Here is a 22413-nt window from a genome sequence, read left to right on the forward strand (position 1 = left end):
CTCGTACGCGTACGGATGCACGGTGGTGTGCGGGGGCGCGGGCCCCGCGTCTCACGCCCGTTGGTGACGGCGTGTGAGCCAGAGCACGCCGGCGGCTCCGGCGAGCAGCACCGTGCCGCCGAGGGTGCCGAGGGCGAGGACGGAGTCGGCGGGGCCGGTCTGCGGCAGCTGTCCGCCGCCGTGGCCGGCGTGGGCGCCGGAGCCGCCGGTGCCCTTGACGTCGAGGGTGAGCGCGGGGCCGGGGTGGTTGGCGGGTGTGCAGGTGGTCGTGGTGCCCAGGGCCTTGATGGTGAGGGTGGAGGCGGTGAAGGTGACCTTGCCGCTGCCCTTGGGGGTGTAGGTACCGGTCAGATCGCCGATGGTGATGGGGGTGTTGGCCGGTACGGCCTTGGCGTTGGGCGGGCCGGACACCGCCACGGTGCCGCTGTCGGCGCCCCCGAGCGTGAGGAGCGCGCTGGGTTTCATCGCCCCTTTGCCCAGTTCGACGGGGCTGGAGGAGACGCCCTTGCTCAGCGACATCTCGATCCGGTACGCGCTCCCGTCCGGTGTGCCCTTGATGTCGACGGGTGAGATCGCGCCCTTGTCGCCGATCGGTGTTCTGCACCGGTAGTCGACGTCGACGGCCTCGGCGTGCGCGACCGGAGCGGTGAGCAGCACCGCCGCCACCGCCGCGGCCGCGGCGAGACCGGCCGCCCGGCGCGGACGGTCGGGAAGCTGTGTCTGGAAGCGGGCCACGTCGGGTTCCCCTCCTCCCGGTTCGAGCGCCGCCCTACTGCTGACGGCGCATCAGATTGGCCGTCAAGGTACGCCGGGGACCTTGCCGAGGGAAGGCACGGCGCAACGCGGATCGGGGAGGGCCCGGACCCCGCAGGTCCGTGCCCTCCCCGATCCGGTCACTCACGTACCGGCCGCACCTCCGGCCCGACGCGTGGTCATGTCCCCGCGTACGGCGGCCGGTCGCCGTCCCTCAGGACGGTGCGGCCAGTTCGGCCCAGACGGTCTTGCCGGGTCTGTCGGGGTTGCGTACGACCCCCCAGTCCAGGCAGAGGCGCTGCACTATGAACATCCCGTGGCCGCCGGGGCGCCCGGCGCGGTGGGGTGTGCGCGGGGCGGGTGCGCCGGCGCCCGGGTCGCTGACCTCCAGGCGCAGCACCTTGGCGGCGCACCGCAGCCGCAGCTCCTCGGGGCCGTCGGCGTGCAGGCAGGCGTTGGTGACCAGCTCGGAGACGACGAGCAGTACGTCCTCGGCGGCGGCCCGCTGGTCGGCGTTGGCGGCCGGCAGCCAGCCCCAGTCGTGCAGGGCCTGCCTGGCGAAGTCGCGGGCGCGCGCCACGGACCCCCGGGCGCCGGTGAGGCGCAGCCTGCGGACCTGGCCCTCCGGGGCGGCCGCGGTGGCCGGAGCGACGGCGGAAGCACCGGCGCTGCCCGACTCCGGGCCGAGGTCGCCCGGCGGGTACGGCCGGGTGGTGCTCATCAGCGCTTCACCTCACCGATTCGCCTTTTCACGGATACAGATAACGGACGGATGGAACGGATTTCAGGTGTCTCCTGCCCGACGGGACCGCGAGAACACCCACTTCTTGGGCTCGGGGATTGTGACGATGACTACCCGGCCGGCGGGGAGCCGTCCCCGCCGCGGCCGCCCTCAGTCGGCCAGTGCCGCGTCGAGGGTGTCGTGCACCGTGAAGACCGCCTCCGCGCCGGTGATCTCGAACACGCGGGCCACCACGGGCTGCATGCCCGCCAGATGGACCCCTCCCCCTGCGGCCTCCGCCTTGAGGCGCGCGCCGAGCAGGACGTTGAGCCCGGTGGAGTCCATGAATTCCAGCGGTGAGCAGTCCACCACCAGGCGCGCGTATCCGTCGGCCACGCACCCCTCCAGTGATTCACGCAACAAATCGGCGGTGTGGTGATCCAGCTCACCCGCGGCGGTCACGACCGCGCTGGTGCCGTGATGCCGGATCGCCACATGAAGCCGGCCCCGGCTCGCACTGCCGACCGTCCCGCGGTCCATGCGCGCGCACCCCTCTTGCTGTCTCGACGTCGATTGCTCATGACTGCGCTCGTCGAACCCTACGCCCTCGGTTCGAACAGGGGTAGCCGAACAGTCCGGATATAGACCGAAATAAAGACATCTCGCACTTGCCATCTTCCGGCAAAGGCAGGTAGGGCTAGAAGGAACACATTCGATACGGCCGGCTTTGGAGGCGCCGCACACCGCAGCTTCACGCAGAGGCTTCGGCAGCCATATGCCGAGAACGATGGAGGACACCATGTCACCCCGGCTCGACGAAATGCGCACCGACGACATCCGGCAGCACACATCGTCGACACCCCCGTCCACCCCGACCGGGCACATCCCTTCCCAGTCGATTCCTGCCCACTCGCTCCCCGTCGAACCGGATCACTCGGGAATGCCCGAAATCGAGGGGCTGCCCGAGATCCCGCCGTTCGACGAAGTGGGCCCGGTGGACGCGAGGGCCCTGTCCAAGACCCTCTTCGAGCGTCTCGAATCGCTTGAGGAAGGCACCCACGAATTCGCGTACGTCCGCAACACGCTGGTCGAACTCAATCTCGCGCTGGTGAAGTTCGCGGCCTCCCGGTTCCGTTCCCGCAGCGAACCCATGGAGGACATCGTCCAGGTCGGCACCATCGGCCTGATCAAGGCGATCGACCGCTTCGAACTCAGCCGGGGCGTGGAGTTCCCGACGTTCGCCATGCCGACCATCATCGGCGAGATCAAGCGTTTCTTCCGTGACACCAGTTGGTCCGTGCGGGTTCCGCGACGGTTGCAGGAACTGCGCCTGGACCTTGCCAAGGCCGGCGACGAACTGGCGCAGAAACTGGACCGCTCCCCCACGGTCGCCGAATTGGCCGAGCGCCTCGGCATCTCCGAGGACGAGGTCGTCGAGGGGATGGCCGCGAGCAACGCGTACACCGCGAGTTCGCTGGACGCCCAGCCCGAGGAGGACGACAGCGAGGGCACGCTGGCGGACCGTATCGGCTACGAGGACCACGGCCTTGAGGGAATCGAGTACGTCGAATCCCTCAAACCGTTGATCGCCGAACTCCCGGCACGGGATCGCAAGATCCTTTCACTGCGTTTCGTGGCGAACATGACGCAGTCGGAGATCGGCGAGGAACTGGGTATTTCGCAGATGCACGTCTCCCGGTTGCTCTCGCGCACCCTGACCCGGCTCCGTAAAGGGCTGCTGGTCGAGGAATGAGGCACCGCGGTCGCCGACGGCCCCACGGCCGGACGCCGCCCGCGCGGAGGAGGGCCTGCCCCGAGCACCACTCGGGACGGGCCCTCCTCCGCTGCCGTAGGGGCGCGTGCGTTCCTCAGACGCGGACGCCCGCGCGCCAGACGCCGGTGACCAGCGGGACGCCGGGGCGGTAGGCGAGGTGCACGTGCGAGGGGGCGTCCAGGAGGACGAGGTCGGCGCGGGCGCCGGGGGTGATCCGGCCCACGTCCGTACGGCGCAGGGCGCGGGCACCGCCCTCGGTGGCGGCCCACACCGCCTCGTCCGGGGTCATGCCCATGTCCCGGACGGCGAGGGCGATGCAGAACGGCAGTGAGCTGGTGAAGGACGAGCCGGGGTTGCAGTCGGTGGACAGCGCGACGGTGACGCCCGCGTCCAGCAGCCGCCGGGCGTCGGGCCACACGGCCCGGGTGGAGAACTCCGCGCCCGGGAGCAGCGTCGCCACGGTGTCGGAATGGGCCAGGGCGTCGACGTCGGCGTCCGTGAGGTGGGTGCAGTGGTCGGCCGAGGCCGCGTCGAGTTCGACGGCGAGCTGCACGCCGGGGCCGTGGCCGAGCTGGTTGGCGTGGACGCGCGGGTGCAGACCCTTGGCGCGGCCCGCGGTGAGGATCGCGCGGGCCTGGTCGCCGTCGAAGGCGCCCTTCTCGCAGAAGACGTCGATCCAGCGGGCGTAGGGGGCGCAGGCGTCCAGCATCGGGCCGGTGACGAGCGCGACATAACCGGCCGGGTCGTCGGCGTAGTCCGGGGAGACGATGTGGGCGCCGAGGAAGGTGACCTCGTCGGTGTGGGCGGCGGCGATGCGCAGGGCGCGGGCCTCGTCCTCGACGGTCAGGCCGTAGCCGGACTTGGTCTCGATGGTGGTGGTGCCCTGGCGCAGCGCCTCGGCCGTGTAGCGGGCGACGGTGGCGGCGAGTACGTCGTCGGTGGCGGCGCGGGTGGCGGCGACGGTGGTGCGGATGCCGCCGGCGGAGTACGGGCGGCCGGACATCCGGGCGTTGAACTCGGCGGTGCGGTCGCCCGCGAAGACCAGGTGCGAGTGCGAGTCGACGAAGCCGGGGAGGGCGGCGCGGCCCGCCGCGTCGACGGCGTTGTCAGTGGCGGGTGCTTTGCTGGAGGCACCGACCCAGGCGATGCGGTCGCCGTCGATGACGACGGCCGCGTCCTGGACCAGACCGAGGGGGCCTTCACCGAGGGAGGGGTCGTTGGTGACGAGCTGGGAGATGTGGGTGATGGCGGTGGTCGTCATCGCGGGGGTCTTCTCCTTGTGCGGCGTACGGGGTGCCGGCCGCGCGGGACGGGGGGACGGCGGTGCCCGCGGCGGGTGTGCCGCGGGCACCGGGCGGGTCAGCCGTGCACTGCGGCGATGGCGTCGGCGAGCGCGGCGGGCACATCGGGCAGCAGGGTGTGCTCCCCGTCCCGGACGATCTGCCGTCCGCCGACCACGGTGTGCCGTACGTCCGCCGCGGAGGCGGCGAATACGGCCGTCTCGGCGGCCAGGTGCGGCGGCGGGCCCGCGGTGCGTACGGAGTCCAGCGCGATCGTGGTGAAGTCGGCGGGCGCGCCGGGCGCGAGGGTGCCCGCGTCGTGCCAGCCCAGGGCGGCATGGCCGTCGGTGGTGGCGGCGCGCAGCAGCGCCGCGGCCGTCCAGTGGCCCCGGGTCCGGGTGCGCAGCCGCTCGTCGAGCTCCATGGCGCGGGCCTCTTCGAGCAGGTCGATGACGGCATGGCTGTCACTGCCGAGGGACAGCGGGCTGCCGCGGCCCTGGAGGGCGGCGGCCGGGCCGATGCCGTCCGCGAGGTCCCGCTCGGTGGTGGGGCACATGCACACGCCGGTGGTGCTGCCACCGAGCAGGCCGATGTCCTCGGGGGTGAGGTGGGTGGCGTGCACGGCGGTGGTGCGGGGGCCCAGGACTCCGTGGTCGGCGAGCAGCCGGGTGGGGGTGCGGCCGTGGGCCTCGTGGCAGGCGTCGTTCTCCGCGGGCTGCTCGGAGAGGTGGACGTGCAGCGGGGCCTCCCGCCGCCGGGCCCATTCCGCGACGGTGCCCAGCTCCGCCGCGGGAACGGCGCGCACGGAGTGCACGGCGGCGCCGATACGGACATGGGCGCGGCCGTCCTTGAGGGCGTCGGCGCGGGCGGCCCAGGCGTCGGCGGTGCCGTCGGAGAAGCGCAGTTGGTGCGCGTCGGGCGGGGCGCCGAAGCCGGAGGAGAGATAGGCGGTGTCGAGGAGGGTGATGCGGATGCCGGCGTCGGCCGCGGCCGCGATGAGGGCCTCGCCCATGGCGTTGGGGTCGTTGTAGCGGACGCCGCCGGGCGCGTGGTGGAGGTAGTGGAACTCCCCGACGCAGGTGATGCCGGCCAGCACCATCTCGGCGTAGACGGCGCGGGCGAGGGCGTAGTAGCTGTCGGGGGTGAGGCGTTCGGCGACCTGGTACATCGTCTCGCGCCAGGTCCAGAAGGTGCCGCTGCCGACCTGGACGAAGCCGCGCAGCGCCCGGTGGAAGGCGTGCGAGTGGGCGTTGGCGAGGCCGGGGAGGGTCAGTCCGCGCAGCGTCCGCGCGCCGGGCGGCGGCGCGCTCTGCCCGGTGCGGACGGCGGTGATCCGCCCGTCCGCGACGTCCAGGGCCACGCCGGGGGCGGTGCGGTCGCCGAGCCAGGCGTGTTCGAGCCAGTACGTCGTCGGTGCGTCCTGCGGCGTCATCGGCACGCCAGCCCCTCCAGTACGTCGGCGAGTGCGCGGACCCCGGCGACGCAGTCGTCCTCGTCCGCGGCTTCGGCGGGTGAGTGCGAGACGCCGGTGGGATTGCGGACGAACAGCATCGCGGTGGGGACGGTTCCGGACAAAATACCGGCGTCGTGTCCGGCGCCGGTACCGAGGACGGGCACCGGCCGCTCCCCGTCCCTGCCGAGGATCGCGGCCAGCTCGTCCCGCAGGGCGTGCCCGAACTCCACGACGGGCGTGAAGGACTCCCGTACGACGCGGACGTCCACCCCGTCGCGGGCGCCGCGCTCGGCGGCGGCGTGCTCGATCTCCGCGACCACGGTGTCCAGGGTGTCCTGGGCGGCGGCGCGGCAGTCCAGCCAGCCGCGGACGAGGGAGGGGATCGCGTTGACGCCGTTCGGCTCGACGCCGATCTTCCCGAAGGTGGCCAGGGCCCCGGCGAGCCGGGCCCGTTCGCGGGCGGCGAGCACGGTCGCGGCGTAGGTGAGCATCGGGTCGTGCCGGTCGTCGAGCCGGGTGGTGCCCGCGTGGTTGGCCTCGCCGTGGAAGTCGAACCGCCAGCGGCCGTGCGGCCAGATCGCGGAGGCGATGCCGACCGGGTCGCCGCTCAGGTCCAGGGCGCGGCCCTGCTCGACGTGGAGTTCCACGAACGCGCCGACGCGGTCGAGGCGTTCGCGGTCCGGGCCGATGGCCGAGGGGTCGTGTCCGGCGCGTTCCATGGCCTCGGGCAGGGTGACGCCGTCCGCGTCGCGCAGCTCGCGCGCCGCCCGGGGCGTCAGCACGCCCGCGGACAGCCGGGAGCCGACGCAGGCGAGCCCGAAGCGGGCGCCCTCCTCGTCGCCGAAGTTGACGACGGCCAGCGGCCGGGTGAACGCCGCTCCCCGGCTGCGGAGTTCGTCGAGCGCGGCGAAGGAGGAGACGACGCCCAGCGGGCCGTCGAAGGCGCCGCCGTCGGGGACGGAGTCCAGGTGCGAGCCGGTGACGACGGCCGCGCCGGGCGCCACCTCGGTGTACGAGGAGGCGCCCAGCCAAGCCCACTGGTTGCCGTTGCGGTCCAGTTCGTACGCGAGTCCCCGGGCCTCGGCCTGGGCCCGGAACCACGCCCGGCAGTCCGTGTCCGCGGGCGTCCAGGCGTAGCGGCGGTAGCCGCCGGAGGAGGCGTCGCGGCCCATCGGGCGCAGCTCCTGCCACATCGCGTGGAACGAGGAGGTCACGCGCCCTCCTCCGCCGCGCCGCCCTCGCGCATGGGGACGCGGACGCCGCGCTCGGCGGCGACGGTCTCGGCGATGTCGTAGCCCGCGTCGACATGGCGGATGACGCCCATGCCGGGGTCGTTGGTCAGCACCCGGCGGATCTTCTCGCCCGCCAGCGCCGTGCCGTCCGCCACCGTCACCTGCCCGGCGTGCAGCGAGCGTCCCATCCCGACGCCACCGCCGTGGTGCAGCGACACCCAGGAGGCGCCGGAGGCCACGTTCACCATGGCGTTCAGCAGCGGCCAGTCGGCGATGGCGTCGGAGCCGTCGCGCATCGCCTCGGTCTCCCGGTACGGGGAGGCGACGGAGCCGCAGTCGAGGTGGTCGCGCCCGATGGCGAGCGGGGCGCGCAGTTCGCCGGAGGCGACCATGTCGTTGAAGCGTTCGCCGGCCCGGTCGCGTTCGCCGTAGCCGAGCCAGCAGATGCGGGCCGGCAGGCCCTGGAAGTGGACCCGCTCCCCGGCCATCGAGATCCAGCGTGCCAGCGACTCGTTCTCCGGGAAGAGGTCCAGGATCGCGCGGTCCGTGCGGTGGATGTCGCGCGGGTCGCCCGAGAGCGCGGCCCAGCGGAACGGGCCCTTGCCCTCGCAGAACAGGGGCCGGATGTAGGCGGGGACGAAGCCGGGGAAGTCGAAGGCCCGCTCGTATCCGGCGAGCTTGGCCTCGCCGCGGATCGAGTTGCCGTAGTCGAAGACCTCCGCGCCGGCGTCCTGGAACCCGACCATCGCCTCGACGTGCCGGGCCATCGACTCCCGTGCCCGGGTGGTGAACTCCGCGGGCTTGGCGGCCGCGTAGTCCGCCATGTCGGCGAAGTCGACGCCCAGCGGGAGGTAGGACAGCGGGTCGTGGGCGCTGGTCTGGTCGGTGACGATGTCGATGGGGGCGCCGTCGGCGAGCATCCGCGGCAGCAGTTCGGCGGCGTTGCCCAGCAGGCCGATGGAGAGCGGTGCCCGCCGGTCGCGGGCGTCGGCGGCCAGCTGCAGGGCGTGCTGGAGATCGTCGGCCTTGACGTCCAGGTAGCGGTGTTCGATGCGGCGCTCGATGGCCCGGGGGTCGCAGTCGATGCAGATCGCCACGCCGCCGTTCATCGTCACCGCGAGCGGCTGGGCGCCGCCCATGCCGCCCAGGCCGGCGGTCAGGGTGATCGTGCCGGCGAGGCTGCCCCCGAACCGCTTGGCCGCGACGGCCGCGAAGGTCTCGTAGGTGCCCTGGAGGATGCCCTGGGTGCCGATGTAGATCCACGAACCGGCCGTCATCTGGCCGTACATCGTCAGGCCGAGCTGTTCCAGGCGCCGGAACTCCTCCCAGTTGGCCCAGTCGCCCACCAGGTTGGAGTTGGCGATCAGTACCCGCGGCGCCCACTCGTGGGTCTGCATCACGCCGACCGGACGGCCGGACTGCACCAGCATCGTCTCGTCCTGCTTGAGGGTGCGCAGCGTCCGCACCATCGCGTCGAAGGACCGCCAGTCCCGGGCCGCCTTGCCGGTGCCGCCGTAGACGACCAGCTTCTCCGGGTGTTCGGCCACCTCGGGGTCCAGGTTGTTCTGGAGCATCCGCAGGGCGGCCTCCTGCTGCCAGCCCTGGGCGGACAGTTCCGTACCACGCGGTGCGCGTACGGGGCGCGGTCCTGACATCGGCGGTGCCTCCCTGACATCGACTGGATCGAGATATTCACATACTGGACTTGCTGAATACAGCTAGTCAATGGGGCCACCCGCCCCGATCCGTCAACCGGATGCACCACTTGCACCCCATCCGCACCAATCCCCGATTTCGACTTGCCAGGCGGGAAAGCCGGACGATAACTTTCCCAGCAGGAAAGTCGAACATGGGGGAGGAACGACCATGAGTACGCCGGTGGACGCCGAGCGCGCCTGGCTGGACCTGCAACGCATCCGCGTACCGCAGGAACGGGTCTACGACGAAGTGGAACGGTCCGCCGCCAGCCGGCCCTCGGCGACCTACACCGCCGCCGGGATCATGTGGGTCTTCATCGCCAGCTGGGGCCTCGACCTGCCGAAGTGGGCCGCGTGGCTCTCGCTCGCCGCTTACTTCGCCCTGCTCGCCACGCTGGGCGTGGTCTGCCTCAGAAAATCCCGGCTCCGGCTGCACCGCTCGCGCCACACCTGGCGGTCGCCCGTCGCCTTCGTCGCCGGAGCGGTGGTGACGTGCGGGACGATCGAAGTCTCCGGGACCCTCGCCCACACGCTGGAACTCCCGCTCCCCACACTGATCCAGGCCACGGTGTCGACAGCGGTGTTCCTCCTGCTCGTCGGCCCCGCCAACCGCTGGACGGTCAACGGGCTGCGCGGCCGCGGCAGACCGGCGGCACGATGACCACCACCACGGCACCAAGGCCCACCCCTGCCCGTCCGTACCACCGGCAGGCCCGCCCCGCCCGCCTCACGACCCGTAACGAGGAGGTCCGTTGAGCACCCCCACCGGCTTCGACGAACTGATCCACCCGTCCACCCGGCTGTCCGTGGTGGCACTGCTCGCCGCCACCGAGTGGGCCGACTTCTCCTTCATCCGCGACAGCCTCTCGCTGAGCGACTCCGCGCTCTCCAAGCAGCTGCACACCCTTGAGCAGGCCGGATACCTGGAGATCCGCAAGGAGGGCGGCGGACGCCGGCGCCGCACCAAGGTCCGGCTGACCGACCGCGGCCGCTCGGCGTTCGAGGGGCATGTGGCGGCGCTGCGGGCCATCGTTGAGGCCGCCGGGCCCCCGGCCACGGCGCCGGCACCGGCACCGGCACCGGCCGAAGGGGCCGCACCGCCCGTCACCCTCACTCCTCACCCCGCGGAGGCAGGCCGATGACCACCGTCGTCGAGGTACGCGACCTGCGGATGAGCTACGGCAAGGCCGATGTGCTGCACGGCATCGACCTGGACGTCCGACGCGGCGAGATCCTCGCCCTGCTCGGCCCCAACGGCGCCGGCAAGACCACCACCGTCGAGATCCTGGAGGGGTTCCGGCAGCGCTCGGCGGGCGACGTCCGCGTCCTGGGCACGGACCCGGCACACGGCGACGACGCCTGGCGCGGCCGCCTCGGACTCGTCCTCCAGTCCTGGCGCGACCACGGACGCTGGCAGGTCGGCGAACTCCTGCGCCATTTCGCCCTCTACTACCCGGACCCGTACGACCCGGCCGAGCTGCTGCGTCTGGTCGGCCTCACGGAGCAGGCGCAGCAACAGGCCGCCCGGCTCTCCGGCGGCCAGCGCAGACGGCTGGACGTCGCGCTCGGCATCATCGGCCGCCCGGAGATCCTCTTCCTCGACGAACCCACCACCGGCTTCGACCCCGAGGCCCGCCACTACTTCCACACCCTGGTCGAACGGCTCTCCAAGGACGAGGGCGTCACCATCCTGCTCACCACGCACGACCTCAGCGAGGCCGAACGACTGGCCGACCGCATCGCGATGCTGGTCAGCGGCCGGATACGGGCCTGCGGCACCCCCGCGGAACTCGCCCGGCGGGCCGCCGCGCAGGCCGAGGTCCGCTGGACAGCGCCCGACGGCAGCCCGCGGCGCGAGCGCACAGCGGACCCCTCACGGCTCGTCTGGGACCTGCACCGGCGGGCGGACGGCCCGGTACCCGGCCTGGAGGTCCGCCGCCCGACCCTGGAGGACACCTACCTCCACATGGTCCGCCACGAGAACGACGCGAACGGACCGGCGCCCGCCGACGGCCCGACCAGGGACGAGCGAGCGGACACGGCCGAACGGGCCGCCGCATGACACACACCACACCCCACCCGGGACGACGGCACAACAGACACCAGTGGGAACAGGAGACCCGGCCATGACGGCGACGACGGGGGACGAGGACATGGCGACGCACGGGGAACGGGCACCGGCCGCCGCCCGGACGGGGCGGACGAGCGGCCACGGTGACCGGGCCGAAGGCACCGGCCGGCCGCAGGCCACCGCCGGCTCCGCCCGGCGCGTCTGGCGCGCCGGACTGCTGCGGGGATTCGTGGAGATACGCCACCTGCTGCGCAACCGCAAGGAGTGCGGCGGGCACGTCTTCGGTGTGGTCTTCGCGCTGGTGATCGCCGGGACCATGACCAAGCGCGTCCCCGGCGCCCCGATCCCCGTCACGCATCTGATGCTCGCGGGCTTCGCCGCGTACGCGGTCTTCCAGGCCGGGCTGGTCAGCGTCCCGCAGATCCTGGCGACGGAACGGGAGGAGGGCACCCTGCTGCGTCTGCGGGCCACGCCGGGCGGCATACCCGCCTATCTCCTCGCGAAGTCGCTGCTGGTGATCGCCATCGCGCTCGGCTCCGTCGCCCTTCTGGTCGCCTTGGGCGCCCTGTTCGTGGACGGCCCCGTGCCGCACGGCGTCGGCGGCTGGCTCACCCTGCTGTGGGTGATCACGCTCGGGCTGCTCGCGGTGATTCCTCTGGGCGCGGCGATAGGTGCCGTACTGCCGAACCCGCGCGAGGCGCTGGCGCTTGTCGTTCTGCCGGTGATGGCGCTGATGGTGGCGTCGGGAACGATGTTCCCGCTGTCCACCATGCCGCCGGTGGTCCAGCAGGTCGTGTCCTTCTTCCCCCTCAAGTGGATGGCGCAGGGGCTGCGGTCGGCGCTGCTGCCGGACGTGGCACGGGCCGCGGAACCGGCCGGCTCCTGGGAGCTGCCGATGGTCGCCCTGGTACTGACCGCCTGGGCCGTCCTCGGTTTCGTCCTGGCCGTCGCCCTGCTGCGCCGGGCCACCCGCCGCGAATCCGGCTCCCGCCTGACCGAACGCCGCCGCAAGGCCGCGCTGAGCGGAGCGGGGGTGGCGTAGACGACGGATGCCGTGAACGAGGGGGACGCGCCGGAGGGGCACCGGAGCACCGGCAAGGAACGCACACACGGACGAAGGAAGGGAGGGATCAGAATCAGCCGTCGAAACCGTGGCGCGGGGCGCCGTGCGGTGATGGAGTACTGACATGACTGGCCCCACCACCGGCTCCGCGACCGGTCCGTCCGCCCGACGGGACCGTGCCGTCCACGCCGCCATCGCCCAGGGGCTCGTCGGCCCCGACACCCCCGTCGCCGGGCTTCTCGACATCGCCGGGATACGACGCTCGGCGGCGGAACTGCGCTCCGCCTTCGCCGAGTTCACCGCCCCCGGCACCCCGGTCCTGCACGCGTTCGCGGTGAAGGCCGCGTCGCTCGTGCCCGTTCTGCGGCTGCTCGCGGACGAGGGTCTGGGGTGTGAGGTGGCCAGCCCCGGGGAGCTGGCGCTGGCCCGTGCGGCGGGTGTCCCGGCGGACCGCACGGTCCTGGACTCGCCCGCCAAGACGGAGGGCGAGCTGCGCGAGGCCCTGGAACTCGGTATCGCCGTCAACGCCGACAACCCGGAGGAGCTGGCGCGCATCGACGGTCTGATGGCCTCCGCGCGGGCCGGAGCGCCGGTCGGCGTCCGGGTGAATCCGCAGATCGGCGGCGGCAGCATCGGAGCGATGAGCACGGCGACCGACACCTCCAAGTTCGGTGTCGCGCTGCGTGATCCGGGGGCCCGCGCCTGGGTCGTCCGCGCGTATCTGGACCGTCCGTGGCTGACGCGGCTGCACGCCCATGTCGGTTCTCAGGGCATGCCGCTGGCGCTGATGGCCGAGGGCGTCCGCACCCTGTTCGAGCTGGCCGAGGAGATCAACGAGACGGCGGGCCGCCGGCAGGTCGACACCCTCGACCTCGGCGGTGGCCTCCCGGTCAACTTCGCCTCGGACGAGGTCACCCCGACCTACCGCGCGTATGCGGAGCTGCTGCATGCGACGGTGCCCGGGTTGTTCTCCGGCCGTTACGGGCTGGTCACCGAGTTCGGGCGGTCGCTGCTGGCCAAGCACGGCACGGTGCTGGCCCGGGTCGAGTACGCGAAGACGGCGGGCGGTCGGCCGATCGCGGTCACCCATGCGGGGGCGCAGGTCGCCACCCGCACGGTGTTCGCGCCGTCGTCGTGGCCGATCCGGGTCGCGGCGTACGACGCGGGGGGCCGGCCCAAGACGGGCGCGCCGGTGGCACAGGACATCGCGGGTCCGTGCTGTTTCGCGGGCGACCTGGTGGCCGAGAACCGCCCGTTGCCCCTCCTCGCCGCCGGTGATCATGCGGCTCTCCTGGACACCGGCGCGTACTACTTCTCCACCCACTTCGCCTACAACTCGCTCCCCCGCCCCGGGGTCCATGGCTACATCGTCCCCCCGGACGACCCCACGGCCCCGGTCCGCTTCGCGACCGTACGCACCCCCCAGAGCATGGACGAGCTACTGGCGGAGAGCGGCACCGCCCACCGGGACGCCCTCCGCGACCTCACGCCGTAGGAGGCGAGGACTCACGCCGTAGCGGCGGAAGCTCACGCCCCACGGAGCGGGCGCTCCCGCCGCCCCACGGACCGCACGCCCACACCGCCCGGAGCGCTCGCCCGTGCCCGCAAAGCAGCGGACGCGACGACACACCCCCGGGCCGGCGCCCCGTCTCACCCCCTCCGCCTCCCCCCGCCCGGCGCGGCGTCCCCCGCCGCCGGGCCGGTCGTCAGGTAGCCGGGGACGGTGCGGCCGGTGGCGCCGCCGCGGGTGGCGGCCTCCGTGCGTACCCAGAGCAGGGCCTCGTTCCGCTGTTCCCAGCGGGCGAGCCGGAGGGCCTTGGCCCACAGGCCCAGGGCGGCGCCCGCCATCAGCAGGCCCCCGGCGGCCGGGAGCGCGAACGACGTTCCGACGGCGGCGAGGAAGGCGAGCAGCAGCCACCAGCGGTGGGCCCGCCGCCAGACGCGCAGGGTCACCGCCCGGTCCTGGAGGATCGCGGACTTCCCGGCCCGTGAGGCCGCGCGGGCCAGGGCCGCGAGCCGGCGGCGGCGTACGGCGAAGACGGTGAAGGCGGCGATCACACCCAGCGCCACCCCGGCGAGCACGCCGATCGTCCGTCCGGTGAGTCCTGGTACCAGTACGCCGACGCCGGCGGCCAGCAGTCCGGTCCACCACAGCCAGCCGGCCGGTGCCCGTACGATCACCGCCACCCGTGCCAGTGCATACGCCCCGCGCGCCACGACAGCCCTCCTCCCGCCGGGACAGCCATCGCCGCCCGGGGGGGGCGCCGTCGTCCCGGTACGTCATCGTTCCGTCCGTTCCGGGCGCGGATCGTAACGGTCCCGGATGAGGATTGGCTGAGACGCGCGGCCCGGGGGCGGCGGTTCTCACTCCACGAACAGTCCGCGCGCCGCCGCCCTGGTGTCGAACTCCTCCAGGCGCGCCTGGGCGTCCGGCAGGGCGTCGCACATCGCCTCCAGCAGGACGCGGCCCAGGAGCATGGGCGCGCAGGCGGTGTCGAAGGCGAGACCGGTGCCGACGGGGGCGGGCAGCAGCAGGTCGGTGTGGTGGGCGACGGGCGCGAAGGCGCTGTCGGCGACGGTGACGACGGTCAGCCCGGTGGTGCGCGCGTACTCCAGGGCGTCGAGGACCTCGCGCGGGTGGCGGGGCAGCGCGAAGCAGAGGAGGGCGGTGGCACCGGCGCGGACGGCGGCGTCGATGCGGTCGGTGAGCATGGTGCCGCCCTCGTCGAGGAGGCGGACGTCGGGGTGCACCTTGCGGGCGAAGTAGGCGAAGCCGGCGGCCTGGGCGGTGGCGGCCCGCAGGCCGAGGACCGGCAGGGGCCGGGAGGCGGCGAAGAGGCGGCCGGCGCGGACGACCGGCGCGGGGTCGGCGAGGGCGGCGGCGAGATGGCGGAGGTTGTCGATCTCGGCGTGGACGGCCTGCTGGTAGGCGTTGTAGGCGCCGCCGGGCCGCCCGGAAGGGGCAACCTCGCGCAGATGGCGTCGCAGGGCGGGGTAGCCGTCGAAACCGAGGGCGACGGCGAAGCGGGTGACGGAGGGCTGGCTGACGCCCGCGAGGTCGGCGAGTTCGACGCTGGAGAGGAAGGGCGCGTCGGCGGCCCGGCGCACCATGCAGTGCGCGATCCGGCGCTGGGTGGGGGTCAGCCGGTGCCCCTCGAAGAGTTTCTGCAGGCGGGCGGCGGCCGCGGTGGAACCGGTGTGGGCCTCCGTCGTGTCCGTCGCCTCGGCCGTCCCGCCGTTGTCCCCGTCCCCGCTCATTCCTCGTCCTCCCGGCCCGGTGGGGCCTTGTCGTGTAGCGATCGACTGTACGGAATCCCGGCCCGGCGCGGTTCCCGGTACCCGTGCGGCGGGCGCCGGAGGTGCCGGGTGCGGGGCCCGGTGGATTCCCCCACGCCCACCTATTGACCTTCCATTCATCCAACCCTAATTCTGAATGACCTCATGCAGCACCCGCGGCGCGGCGGCCCCGGGTGCCCCACCCTGCCCGGCGGCGTACGCGCACCACGCCCGGACGACGAAAGAGGCGCACATGGCGGGTCTGCTGGAGCACCGCTCGATCGACGTCGTCCCCGACGAGGAACGCCACGGCCGCCCGTTCAGCCAGTTCACGCTCTGGCTCGCCGCGAACCTCCAGATCACCGCGGTGGTCACCGGCGCCCTCGCCGTCGTCCTCGGCGCCACCGCGTGCTGGGCTCTGGCCGGACTGCTGCTGGGCAATCTGCTCGGCGGGGCGGTGATGGCGCTGCACTCCGCGCAGGGCCCCCGCCTCGGCCTGCCGCAGATGATCACCTCGCGGGCGCAGTTCGGGGTGCGCGGCGCCGTCGTGCCGCTCGCGCTGGTCGTCGTGATGTACATCGGTTTCTTCGCGAGCGGGACGGTGCTGGCGGGCCAGGCCGTCGGCGAGCTGACGCGGCTGGGGGACACGGCGGGCATCGTGCTGTTCGCCGCCGTCACCGGGGTCGCGGCGGCCGTCGGCTACCGCCTCGTCCACGCCCTCGGCCGGCTGGCCGGCCTGGTCTGCGCGCTCGCCTTCTGCTACCTGGGGGTCCGCCTGCTCCAGCGCGCCGATCTCGCCGCCCTGCTGCACGACCGTTCCTTCGGGCTGCCGGTGTTCCTGCTCGCGGTCTCCCTCGCCGCGTCCTGGCAGCTCGCGTTCGGCCCGTACGTCGCGGACTACTCGCGCTATCTGCCGCGCGACACCTCGGCGCGGGCGACGTTCTGGTGGACGCTGTCGGGCTCGGTGCTCGGCGCGCAGTGGTCGATGACGTTCGGGGCACTGGCGGCAGCGGCGGCGCCGACGGCGTTCGTGGGACATGAGGTGAGCTATCTGGTCGGTCTGGGCGGCGGCGGGCTGATCGCCTCGTTCCTCTACTTCGTCATCGCCCTCGGCAAGCTCACCATCAACGTCCTCAACACCTACGGCGGTTTCATGTCACTGGCCACCGGTGTCAGCGGCTTCCGCGGACTGCGCGCCCTCACCACCCGCGGCCGGGCCGCGTACATCGCCGGGATCATGCTGGCCGGCACCGCCGTCGCCCTGCTCGGCAAGGACTCCTTCCTCACCGCGTTCAAGGACTTCCTGCTGTTCCTGCTGACGTTCTTCACCCCGTGGTCGGCGATCAACCTGGCCGACTACTACCTGGTCGCGAAGGAGCGGTACGACATCCCCGCCCTCAGCGACCCCGCCGGCCGCTACGGCGCCTGGAACCTCAGGGCCCTCACCGTCTACGCGATCGGTGTCCTCGCCCAGCTGCCGTTCCTCGCCACCACGTTCTGGACCGGGCCACTGGTCGCCCCGCTCGGCGGCGCCGACCTGTCGTGGCTGGTCGGCCTGCTCGTCCCCGCCGTCCTCCATCTGGCGGTCACCCGCCGCGGCACGGGTGCGGACGACACCACGGATACGGGGGTTGGCCCTACCGCGCCGCGCGCCCCGCGTCCGTAGTCTCGGCGGCATGACGGCACACGACCCCGATCTGGGCAAGGAACTCGACGCGACCCTCCAGACACGCAAGGAGCTGGGCCCGGAGTACGAGTCCGAGCTGGTGGCGTCCTTCCTGGAGAAACTGGACCGCACCGTCGAGCAGCGGGTACGGCGGCAGACCTCCGAGGCGCGCGTCCGGATGGCGCGCGGGGCGCGGCCCGCCCGCGACGCCCCGGGGTTCGGGGAGCGCTTCGGTTTCGCCGCGCTCTCGCTGGTGCTGGCGATCCCGCTGTCGGCCATCGCCGTCGTCAACGCGGGGCTGCCGGGCCTGCTGGTCAGCTGGGCCGGCATCGTCGGCGTCAACGCCGTGCAACGGGACCGGCTGCGCCGCGGGCCCCGGACCTGGGAGGACCGGGACTGACGGGGGCGGGGACCACCGCACCCCGGCCGTGGCCGGGGGCGGGACGTCGGCGGTCCCCGCCACAAACGCGCGCCGGGCCAGGTCCGGCCGCGTCCTGGCGATGATGGAGGTCCGGGAGCCGCTCCGGAGGCCCGTATCGCCGTCCCCCACTGTGGCGGACGTGTGTGACGTCCGTGCTGCGCGCACATGACACCTGGGTGGACCGTGCGTTCCACGGCGGCCCGGCGGGTGGGCCGCCGGGCCGGTGAGGGACCGTTACTTCCCGGCGTCCCGCGCCAGGAAGGCCAGCAGGTCCTGCCGGCTGACGACGCCCTTCGGCTTGCCCTCGACGAGGACGACCGCGGCGTCCGCGCCCTCCAGGACCGCCATCAGATCGGCGACCGGCTCGCCGGAGCCGACCTGCGGCAGCGGCGGGGACATGTGCTTCTCCAGCGGGTCCGACAGGGCGGCGCGCTGGGTGAACAGGGCGTCCAGCAGCTCGCGTTCGACGACCGAGCCGACGACCTCGGCGGCCATCACGTCCGGGTGCCCGGCGCCCGGCTTGACGATCGGCATCTGCGAGACGCCGTACTCGCGCAGCACGTCGATCGCCTGGCCGACGGTCTCCTCGGGGTGCATGTGCACGAGCGAGGGCAGCGCGCCCTCCTTGTACCGCAGCACGTCGCTGACGCGGGCGGCGGTGCCGCTCTCCTCCAGGAAGCCGTAGTCGGCCATCCACTCGTCGTTGAAAATCTTGGAAAGATAGCCGCGGCCGCTGTCCGGCAGCAGCACGACGACGACATCGTCCGGGCCGAGCCGCGAGGCGACCTCCAGGGCGGCGACCACGGCCATGCCGCAGGAGCCGCCGACGAGCAGGCCCTCCTCCTTGGCCAGCCGCCGGGTCATCTGGAAGGCGTCCTTGTCGGAGACCGCGACGATCTCGTCGGCCACCGTCCGGTCGTAGGCGGTCGGCCAGAAGTCCTCACCGACGCCCTCGATCAGGTACGGGCGTCCGGAGCCGCCGCTGTAGACGGAGCCCTCGGGGTCGGCGCCGACGACCTTGACCCGGCCGTCACTGGCGTCCTTCAGATAGCGGCCGGTGCCGCTGATGGTGCCGCCGGTGCCGACGCCCGCCACGAAGTGCGTGATCTTTCCCTCGGTCTGTTCCCACAGCTCGGGACCGGTCGTCTCATAGTGCGAACGAGGGTTGTTGGGGTTGCTGTACTGGTCCGGCTTCCAGGCGCCCGGCGTCTCGCGCACCAGCCGGTCGGAGACGTTGTAGTAGGAGTCCGGGTGCTCCGGATCGACGGCCGTCGGGCAGACCACGACCTCGGCACCGTACGCCCGCAGCACATTGATCTTGTCCGTAGACACCTTGTCGGGGCAGACGAAGATGCACTTGTAGCCCTTCTGCTGGGCCACGATCGCCAGGCCCACACCGGTGTTCCCGGAGGTGGGCTCGACGATGGTCCCGCCCGGACGGAGCTCGCCCGACTTCTCGGCAGCCTCGATCATGCGCACCGCGATCCGGTCCTTGACCGAGCCGCCGGGGTTGAAGTACTCCACCTTCGCCAGAACGGTGGCCTGGATCCCCTTGGTGACATTGCTGAGCCGCACGAGCGGGGTGTTGCCGACTAGCTCAATCATCGATTCGTAATACTGCACGGTGGTCTCCGCGGTCGGGGGCACACTGTCCAGCGCCCGTCCAACCAGCCTATTGCCCCCGCCATTCCGGGGACCCGCCGTGATCGATCATCTCCGGGCCGCCCGGGCCGGGCACCCCCTTCGGCTGGCGGGGCGTTGCGTTCGGTGTGCTACGGGGCAACAACCTGTTGTACGAGTTCCCGGACCGCGGGAGGTACCCGGCCGATGACGACGACGATGTCCAGGGCGAGGGTGGCACGGCGGATCGCGACCGCCGCTGCGGTCGGCGGCGGCGGAATAGGGCTGCTCGGCGTGGCCGCCGCCGGAGTACTGCTCACCGAGGCCCGGCTGGCCCGCCGCGTGGTCGGCGGCGTCGGCGGCGTCCCGCCCCGCGCGGACGGCCGCTACGGCGCGGCCCAGGGCCGCAGCACCGACCGGCCGCCGCTGCGCCTGGGCTTCCTCGGCGACTCCACCGCCGCGGGCCAGGGCGTCCAGCACGCCCACGAGACCCCGGGCGCCCTGCTCGCCTCCGGCCTGGCCACCCTCGCCGAACGCCCGGTGGACTTCCGCAACGTGGCACTGTCCGGGGCACGCTCGGACGACCTGGAACGCCAGGTCGACCTGCTCCTGGACGACGACGCCCCGCCCCCGGACATCTGCGTCCTCATGATCGGCGCCAACGACGTCACCCACCGGATGCCGCTCGCCCTGTCCGTACGCCATCTGTCCGACGCGGTCCGCAGGCTGCGCACGGCCGGCAGCGCGGTGGTCGTCGGCACCTGCCCCGACCTCGGCACCATCGAGCCCGTCTACCAGCCGCTGCGCTGGATCGCCCGCCGGCTCTCGCGCCAGCTCGCGGCGGCCCAGACCATCGCGGTCGTCGAGGCGGGCGGCCGTACGGTCTCGCTCGGCGCGCTGCTCGGCCCCGAGTTCGCGGCACGGCCGCGGGAACTGTTCGGCCCGGACAACTTCCACCCGTCGGCCGAGGGCTATGCGACGGCGGCGATGGCGCTGCTGCCGACGCTGTGCGCCGCGCTCGGCGTATGGCCCGAGGGCGAGCGCCCCGAGGCGGTCCGCCACGAGGGCTTCCTCCCCGTCGAGGAGGCGGCCGCCGAGGCCGTGGCCGAGGGCGGTACGGAGGTCGCGGCCTCCCGTCCGCGCTGGGCCCTGCTCAAGCACCGCAGGCGGCGCCGGCTCCCGGCTCCCGAAACCACCGGCGACGAGGGCGAGTGCCCGCCGGTGTCACGCTGAGGGAGGGGGCGGGGCGGCACCGGCCCGCGAACGGCCCGTACGCCCCTCGCCTCCTCCTGAGCGCCCGCTCAGGAAAGAGTCCCGCATCACAGTGCGCACCCCGTGACCTCGGCACTACGTCCCGGTAACTTCCCTCACGTCCCTGCCCGTCGACCGCCACCGCACCCGGCGCGGTACGCGCCACACCCTCTCTGGAGCCGTGATGCCCGAAGCCGTGATCGTCTCAGCCGCCCGCTCCCCGATCGGCCGCGCCTTCAAGGGCTCGCTCAAGGAGCTGCGTCCGGACGACCTGACCGCGACGATCATCCAGGCCGCCCTGGCCAAGGTGCCGGAGCTGGACCCCACCGAGATCGACGACCTGATGCTCGGCTGCGGCCTGCCCGGTGGCGAGCAGGGGCACAACCTCGGCCGCATCGTGGCCGTCCAGATGGGGATGGACCACCTTCCCGGCTGCACCATCACCCGCTACTGCTCCTCGTCTCTCCAGACGACGCGGATGGCGATGCACGCGATCAAGGCCGGTGAGGGCGATGTCTTCATCTCGGCGGGCGTCGAGACCGTCTCCCGGTCCGTCAAGGGCACCTCCGACGGTCTGCCCGACACCCACAACCCGCTGTTCGCGGAGGCGGAGGCGCGCACCGCGGCCCGCGCCGAGCAGGGGGGCGAGGGCTGGCACGACCCGCGTGAGGACGGCCTGGTCCCGGACGCGTACATCGCGATGGGCCAGACCGCCGAGAACCTCGCCCGCCACAAGGGCATCACCCGCCAGGACATGGACGAGTTCGGCGTACGGTCCCAGAACCTCGCCGAGCAGGCGATCAAGGACGGCTTCTGGGAACGGGAGATCACTCCCGTCACGCTGCCGGACGGCACGGTCGTCGCCAAGGACGACGGCCCGCGGGCCGGGGTGACGCTGGAAGGGGTCGCCGGACTCAAGCCGGTGTTCCGCCCCGACGGCCTGGTCACGGCCGGCAACTGCTGCCCGCTGAACGACGGCGCCGCCGCCCTGGTCATCATGTCCGACACCAAGGCGCGCGAGCTGGGCCTGACCCCGCTGGCCCGCATCGTCTCCACCGGCGTCTCCGCCCTCTCCCCCGAGATCATGGGCTACGGCCCCGTCGAGGCCAGCAAGCAGGCGCTGCGCCGGGCCGGGATGTCGATCGCGGACATCGACCTGGTCGAGATCAACGAGGCGTTCGCCGCCCAGGTCATCCCCTCCTACCGCGACCTCGGCATCGACCTGGACCGCCTCAACGTCAACGGCGGTGCCATCGCCGTCGGCCACCCCTTCGGCATGACGGGCGCCCGCATCACCACCACCCTCATCAACTCCCTCCAGTGGCACGACAAGCAGTTCGGCCTGGAGACGATGTGCGTGGGCGGCGGCCAGGGAATGGCGATGGTCATCGAGCGGCTGAGCTGAGCCGCAGCGGAGGGTAGGGGTCGGGCGCGAGGAACGAGCGGCCGGCACCTGCCCGCAGCGGAGGCGAAGCCCAGCGCGACCACGAGCACGAGCGGCTGAGCTGAGCCGCAGCGGAGGGTAGGGGTCGGGCGCGAGGAACGAGTGCCCGGCACCTGCCCGCAGCGGAGGCGAAGCCCAGCGCGACCACGAACGCGTGCGGCTGAGCCAGGGGAGGCACATACGCCGCCCCGTCCGATCCCCAAGCGCCACCCCCACGGGTGTGCGGGCAGTGTCCAGGCCCTGTCCGCACACCCTTTGGCGTTGTCCGGACACGTACCGCGATGCGGAGTGACGGGGGTCACGCAGTGATGTGATCGCGACCCAATCGCCGCCAGGATTGTGACCAACGTCCTGAAGTCGCAAGGTTTTTGCAGGTCAGGCTGGGGGTAGCCGCCCGCATCGGGGCCTTGGTCCAGGCCATTCCAGGACATACCACCCTGCGAACGGTCGCCGACCTCCGGCAGGCTGAGATAGAAGTCGGGGGACATTCTGCTATCGGGAGTACGCCAGTGAGCGAGCGCAGCAAGCAGGTCTCCCCGGCCACGGGCCGGGGTCGGGCCGAGGTCGGACGCGTGCCCCACGTCCAAGGGCCCGCCGAACGCTACGGGGAGCACGCATGAGCGTCATCGACGTCGTCCTGCTCCTGGCCGCGACGGCCGCCGTGGCGCTGGGCGCCGCCGCCCTGCACACC

The 22413-nt window shown here is 72.8% G+C and carries 20 protein-coding genes; 10 read left to right on the top strand and 10 right to left on the bottom strand.

Going from position 1 to position 22413, the window contains the following annotated elements; all coding sequences use genetic code 11:
* Window positions 1-51 precede the first annotated feature (51 nt).
* From AC51EU_RS12400 to AC51EU_RS12410, 3 genes are all read right to left on the bottom strand, one after another.
* Window positions 52-735 carry an LPXTG cell wall anchor domain-containing protein gene (locus AC51EU_RS12400; protein WP_496266920.1) on the bottom strand — a complete coding sequence of 228 codons (684 nt, stop codon included), beginning with the start codon at window positions 733-735 and terminating at the stop codon, window positions 52-54.
* A gap of 232 nt (window positions 736-967) precedes the next feature.
* Window positions 968-1474 carry an ATP-binding protein gene (locus tag AC51EU_RS12405; RefSeq protein ID WP_496266921.1) on the bottom strand — a complete coding sequence of 169 codons (507 nt, stop codon included), beginning with the start codon at window positions 1472-1474 and terminating at the stop codon, window positions 968-970.
* 171 nt (window positions 1475-1645) lie between these two features.
* Window positions 1646-2014 (bottom strand): STAS domain-containing protein, encoded by a 369-nt coding sequence (locus AC51EU_RS12410; RefSeq protein ID WP_496266922.1) that lies wholly within the window; start codon window positions 2012-2014, stop codon window positions 1646-1648.
* A gap of 259 nt (window positions 2015-2273) precedes the next feature.
* Between AC51EU_RS12410 and AC51EU_RS12415 the strand changes: the two genes are divergently transcribed.
* Window positions 2274-3227, top strand: coding sequence for an RNA polymerase sigma factor SigF (locus AC51EU_RS12415; RefSeq protein ID WP_496266939.1), 954 nt, complete (start codon window positions 2274-2276; stop codon window positions 3225-3227).
* Between the two features lie 115 nt (window positions 3228-3342).
* Here AC51EU_RS12415 and hutI read toward each other — a convergent pair whose 3' ends face one another.
* From hutI to hutU, 4 genes are all read right to left on the bottom strand, one after another.
* Window positions 3343-4509 carry an imidazolonepropionase gene (gene hutI, locus AC51EU_RS12420; protein ID WP_496266923.1) on the bottom strand — a complete coding sequence of 389 codons (1167 nt, stop codon included), beginning with the start codon at window positions 4507-4509 and terminating at the stop codon, window positions 3343-3345.
* A 98-nt stretch (window positions 4510-4607) separates the two neighbouring features.
* Window positions 4608-5960, bottom strand: coding sequence for a formimidoylglutamate deiminase (locus AC51EU_RS12425; protein WP_496266924.1), 1353 nt, complete (start codon window positions 5958-5960; stop codon window positions 4608-4610).
* A complete protein-coding gene (locus tag AC51EU_RS12430) occupies window positions 5957-7195 on the bottom strand; it encodes an allantoate amidohydrolase (protein ID WP_496266925.1) in 1239 nt (412 codons plus the stop codon). The genes AC51EU_RS12425 and AC51EU_RS12430 overlap by 4 nt, the downstream gene beginning before the upstream one ends.
* Complete coding sequence (gene hutU, locus AC51EU_RS12435) at window positions 7192-8868, bottom strand: urocanate hydratase (protein ID WP_496266926.1); 1677 nt, start codon at window positions 8866-8868, stop codon at window positions 7192-7194. The genes AC51EU_RS12430 and hutU overlap by 4 nt, the downstream gene beginning before the upstream one ends.
* A 211-nt stretch (window positions 8869-9079) precedes the next feature.
* On the opposite strand from hutU, the gene AC51EU_RS12440 reads away from it, so the two are divergent.
* The 5 genes from AC51EU_RS12440 (at window position 9080) to AC51EU_RS12460 (ending at window position 13539) form a co-directional block, all read left to right on the top strand.
* Complete coding sequence (locus AC51EU_RS12440) at window positions 9080-9571, top strand: hypothetical protein (RefSeq protein WP_496266927.1); 492 nt, start codon at window positions 9080-9082, stop codon at window positions 9569-9571.
* Window positions 9572-9662: 91 nt separating this feature from the next.
* A complete protein-coding gene (locus tag AC51EU_RS12445; protein WP_496266928.1) occupies window positions 9663-10052 on the top strand; it encodes a transcriptional regulator in 390 nt (129 codons plus the stop codon).
* Window positions 10049-10972, top strand: a complete 924-nt coding sequence (locus AC51EU_RS12450) for an ABC transporter ATP-binding protein (RefSeq protein ID WP_496266929.1) — start codon at window positions 10049-10051, stop codon at window positions 10970-10972. Before AC51EU_RS12445 ends, AC51EU_RS12450 begins: the two co-directional genes overlap by 4 nt.
* 64 nt (window positions 10973-11036) lie before the next feature.
* Window positions 11037-12023: an ABC transporter permease gene (locus AC51EU_RS12455; RefSeq protein ID WP_496266930.1), complete on the top strand. Its 987-nt coding sequence runs from the start codon at window positions 11037-11039 to the stop codon at window positions 12021-12023.
* A 145-nt stretch (window positions 12024-12168) separates the two neighbouring features.
* The gene (locus AC51EU_RS12460; RefSeq protein WP_496266931.1) at window positions 12169-13539 is read left to right on the top strand and encodes a type III PLP-dependent enzyme domain-containing protein; all 1371 of its coding nucleotides are present in this window, start codon (window positions 12169-12171) and stop codon (window positions 13537-13539) included.
* Between the two features lie 155 nt (window positions 13540-13694).
* Here the strand turns inward: AC51EU_RS12460 and AC51EU_RS12465 are convergent, their stop codons facing one another.
* Both AC51EU_RS12465 and AC51EU_RS12470 read right to left on the bottom strand, forming a co-directional pair.
* Window positions 13695-14261, bottom strand: coding sequence for a hypothetical protein (locus AC51EU_RS12465; RefSeq protein WP_496266932.1), 567 nt, complete (start codon window positions 14259-14261; stop codon window positions 13695-13697).
* Window positions 14262-14408: 147 nt separating this feature from the next.
* The gene (locus AC51EU_RS12470) at window positions 14409-15302 is read right to left on the bottom strand and encodes a MurR/RpiR family transcriptional regulator (RefSeq protein ID WP_496266933.1); all 894 of its coding nucleotides are present in this window, start codon (window positions 15300-15302) and stop codon (window positions 14409-14411) included.
* Window positions 15303-15573: 271 nt separating this feature from the next.
* Here AC51EU_RS12470 and AC51EU_RS12475 point away from each other — a divergent pair, with 271 nt between their 5' ends.
* Together AC51EU_RS12475 and AC51EU_RS12480 are read left to right on the top strand one after the other, a co-directional pair.
* Window positions 15574-16986, top strand: a complete 1413-nt coding sequence (locus tag AC51EU_RS12475; RefSeq protein WP_496266934.1) for a purine-cytosine permease family protein — start codon at window positions 15574-15576, stop codon at window positions 16984-16986.
* Between the two features lie 10 nt (window positions 16987-16996).
* Window positions 16997-17386, top strand: coding sequence for a hypothetical protein (locus tag AC51EU_RS12480; protein ID WP_496266935.1), 390 nt, complete (start codon window positions 16997-16999; stop codon window positions 17384-17386).
* A 255-nt stretch (window positions 17387-17641) separates the two neighbouring features.
* On the opposite strand, the gene AC51EU_RS12485 is transcribed toward AC51EU_RS12480, so the two are convergent.
* On the bottom strand, window positions 17642-19030 hold the full coding sequence (locus AC51EU_RS12485) for a cystathionine beta-synthase (RefSeq protein ID WP_496266936.1): 1389 nt from the start codon (window positions 19028-19030) through the stop codon (window positions 17642-17644).
* A gap of 204 nt (window positions 19031-19234) precedes the next feature.
* Here AC51EU_RS12485 and AC51EU_RS12490 point away from each other — a divergent pair, with 204 nt between their 5' ends.
* Both AC51EU_RS12490 and AC51EU_RS12495 read left to right on the top strand, forming a co-directional pair.
* On the top strand, window positions 19235-20260 hold the full coding sequence (locus tag AC51EU_RS12490) for an SGNH/GDSL hydrolase family protein (RefSeq protein ID WP_496266937.1): 1026 nt from the start codon (window positions 19235-19237) through the stop codon (window positions 20258-20260).
* Between the two features lie 202 nt (window positions 20261-20462).
* Window positions 20463-21683, top strand: a complete 1221-nt coding sequence (locus AC51EU_RS12495; RefSeq protein WP_496266938.1) for an acetyl-CoA C-acetyltransferase — start codon at window positions 20463-20465, stop codon at window positions 21681-21683.
* Window positions 21684-22413: the final 730 nt, after the last annotated feature.

The sequence above is a fragment of the Candidatus Streptomyces philanthi genome (assembly GCF_059553635.1).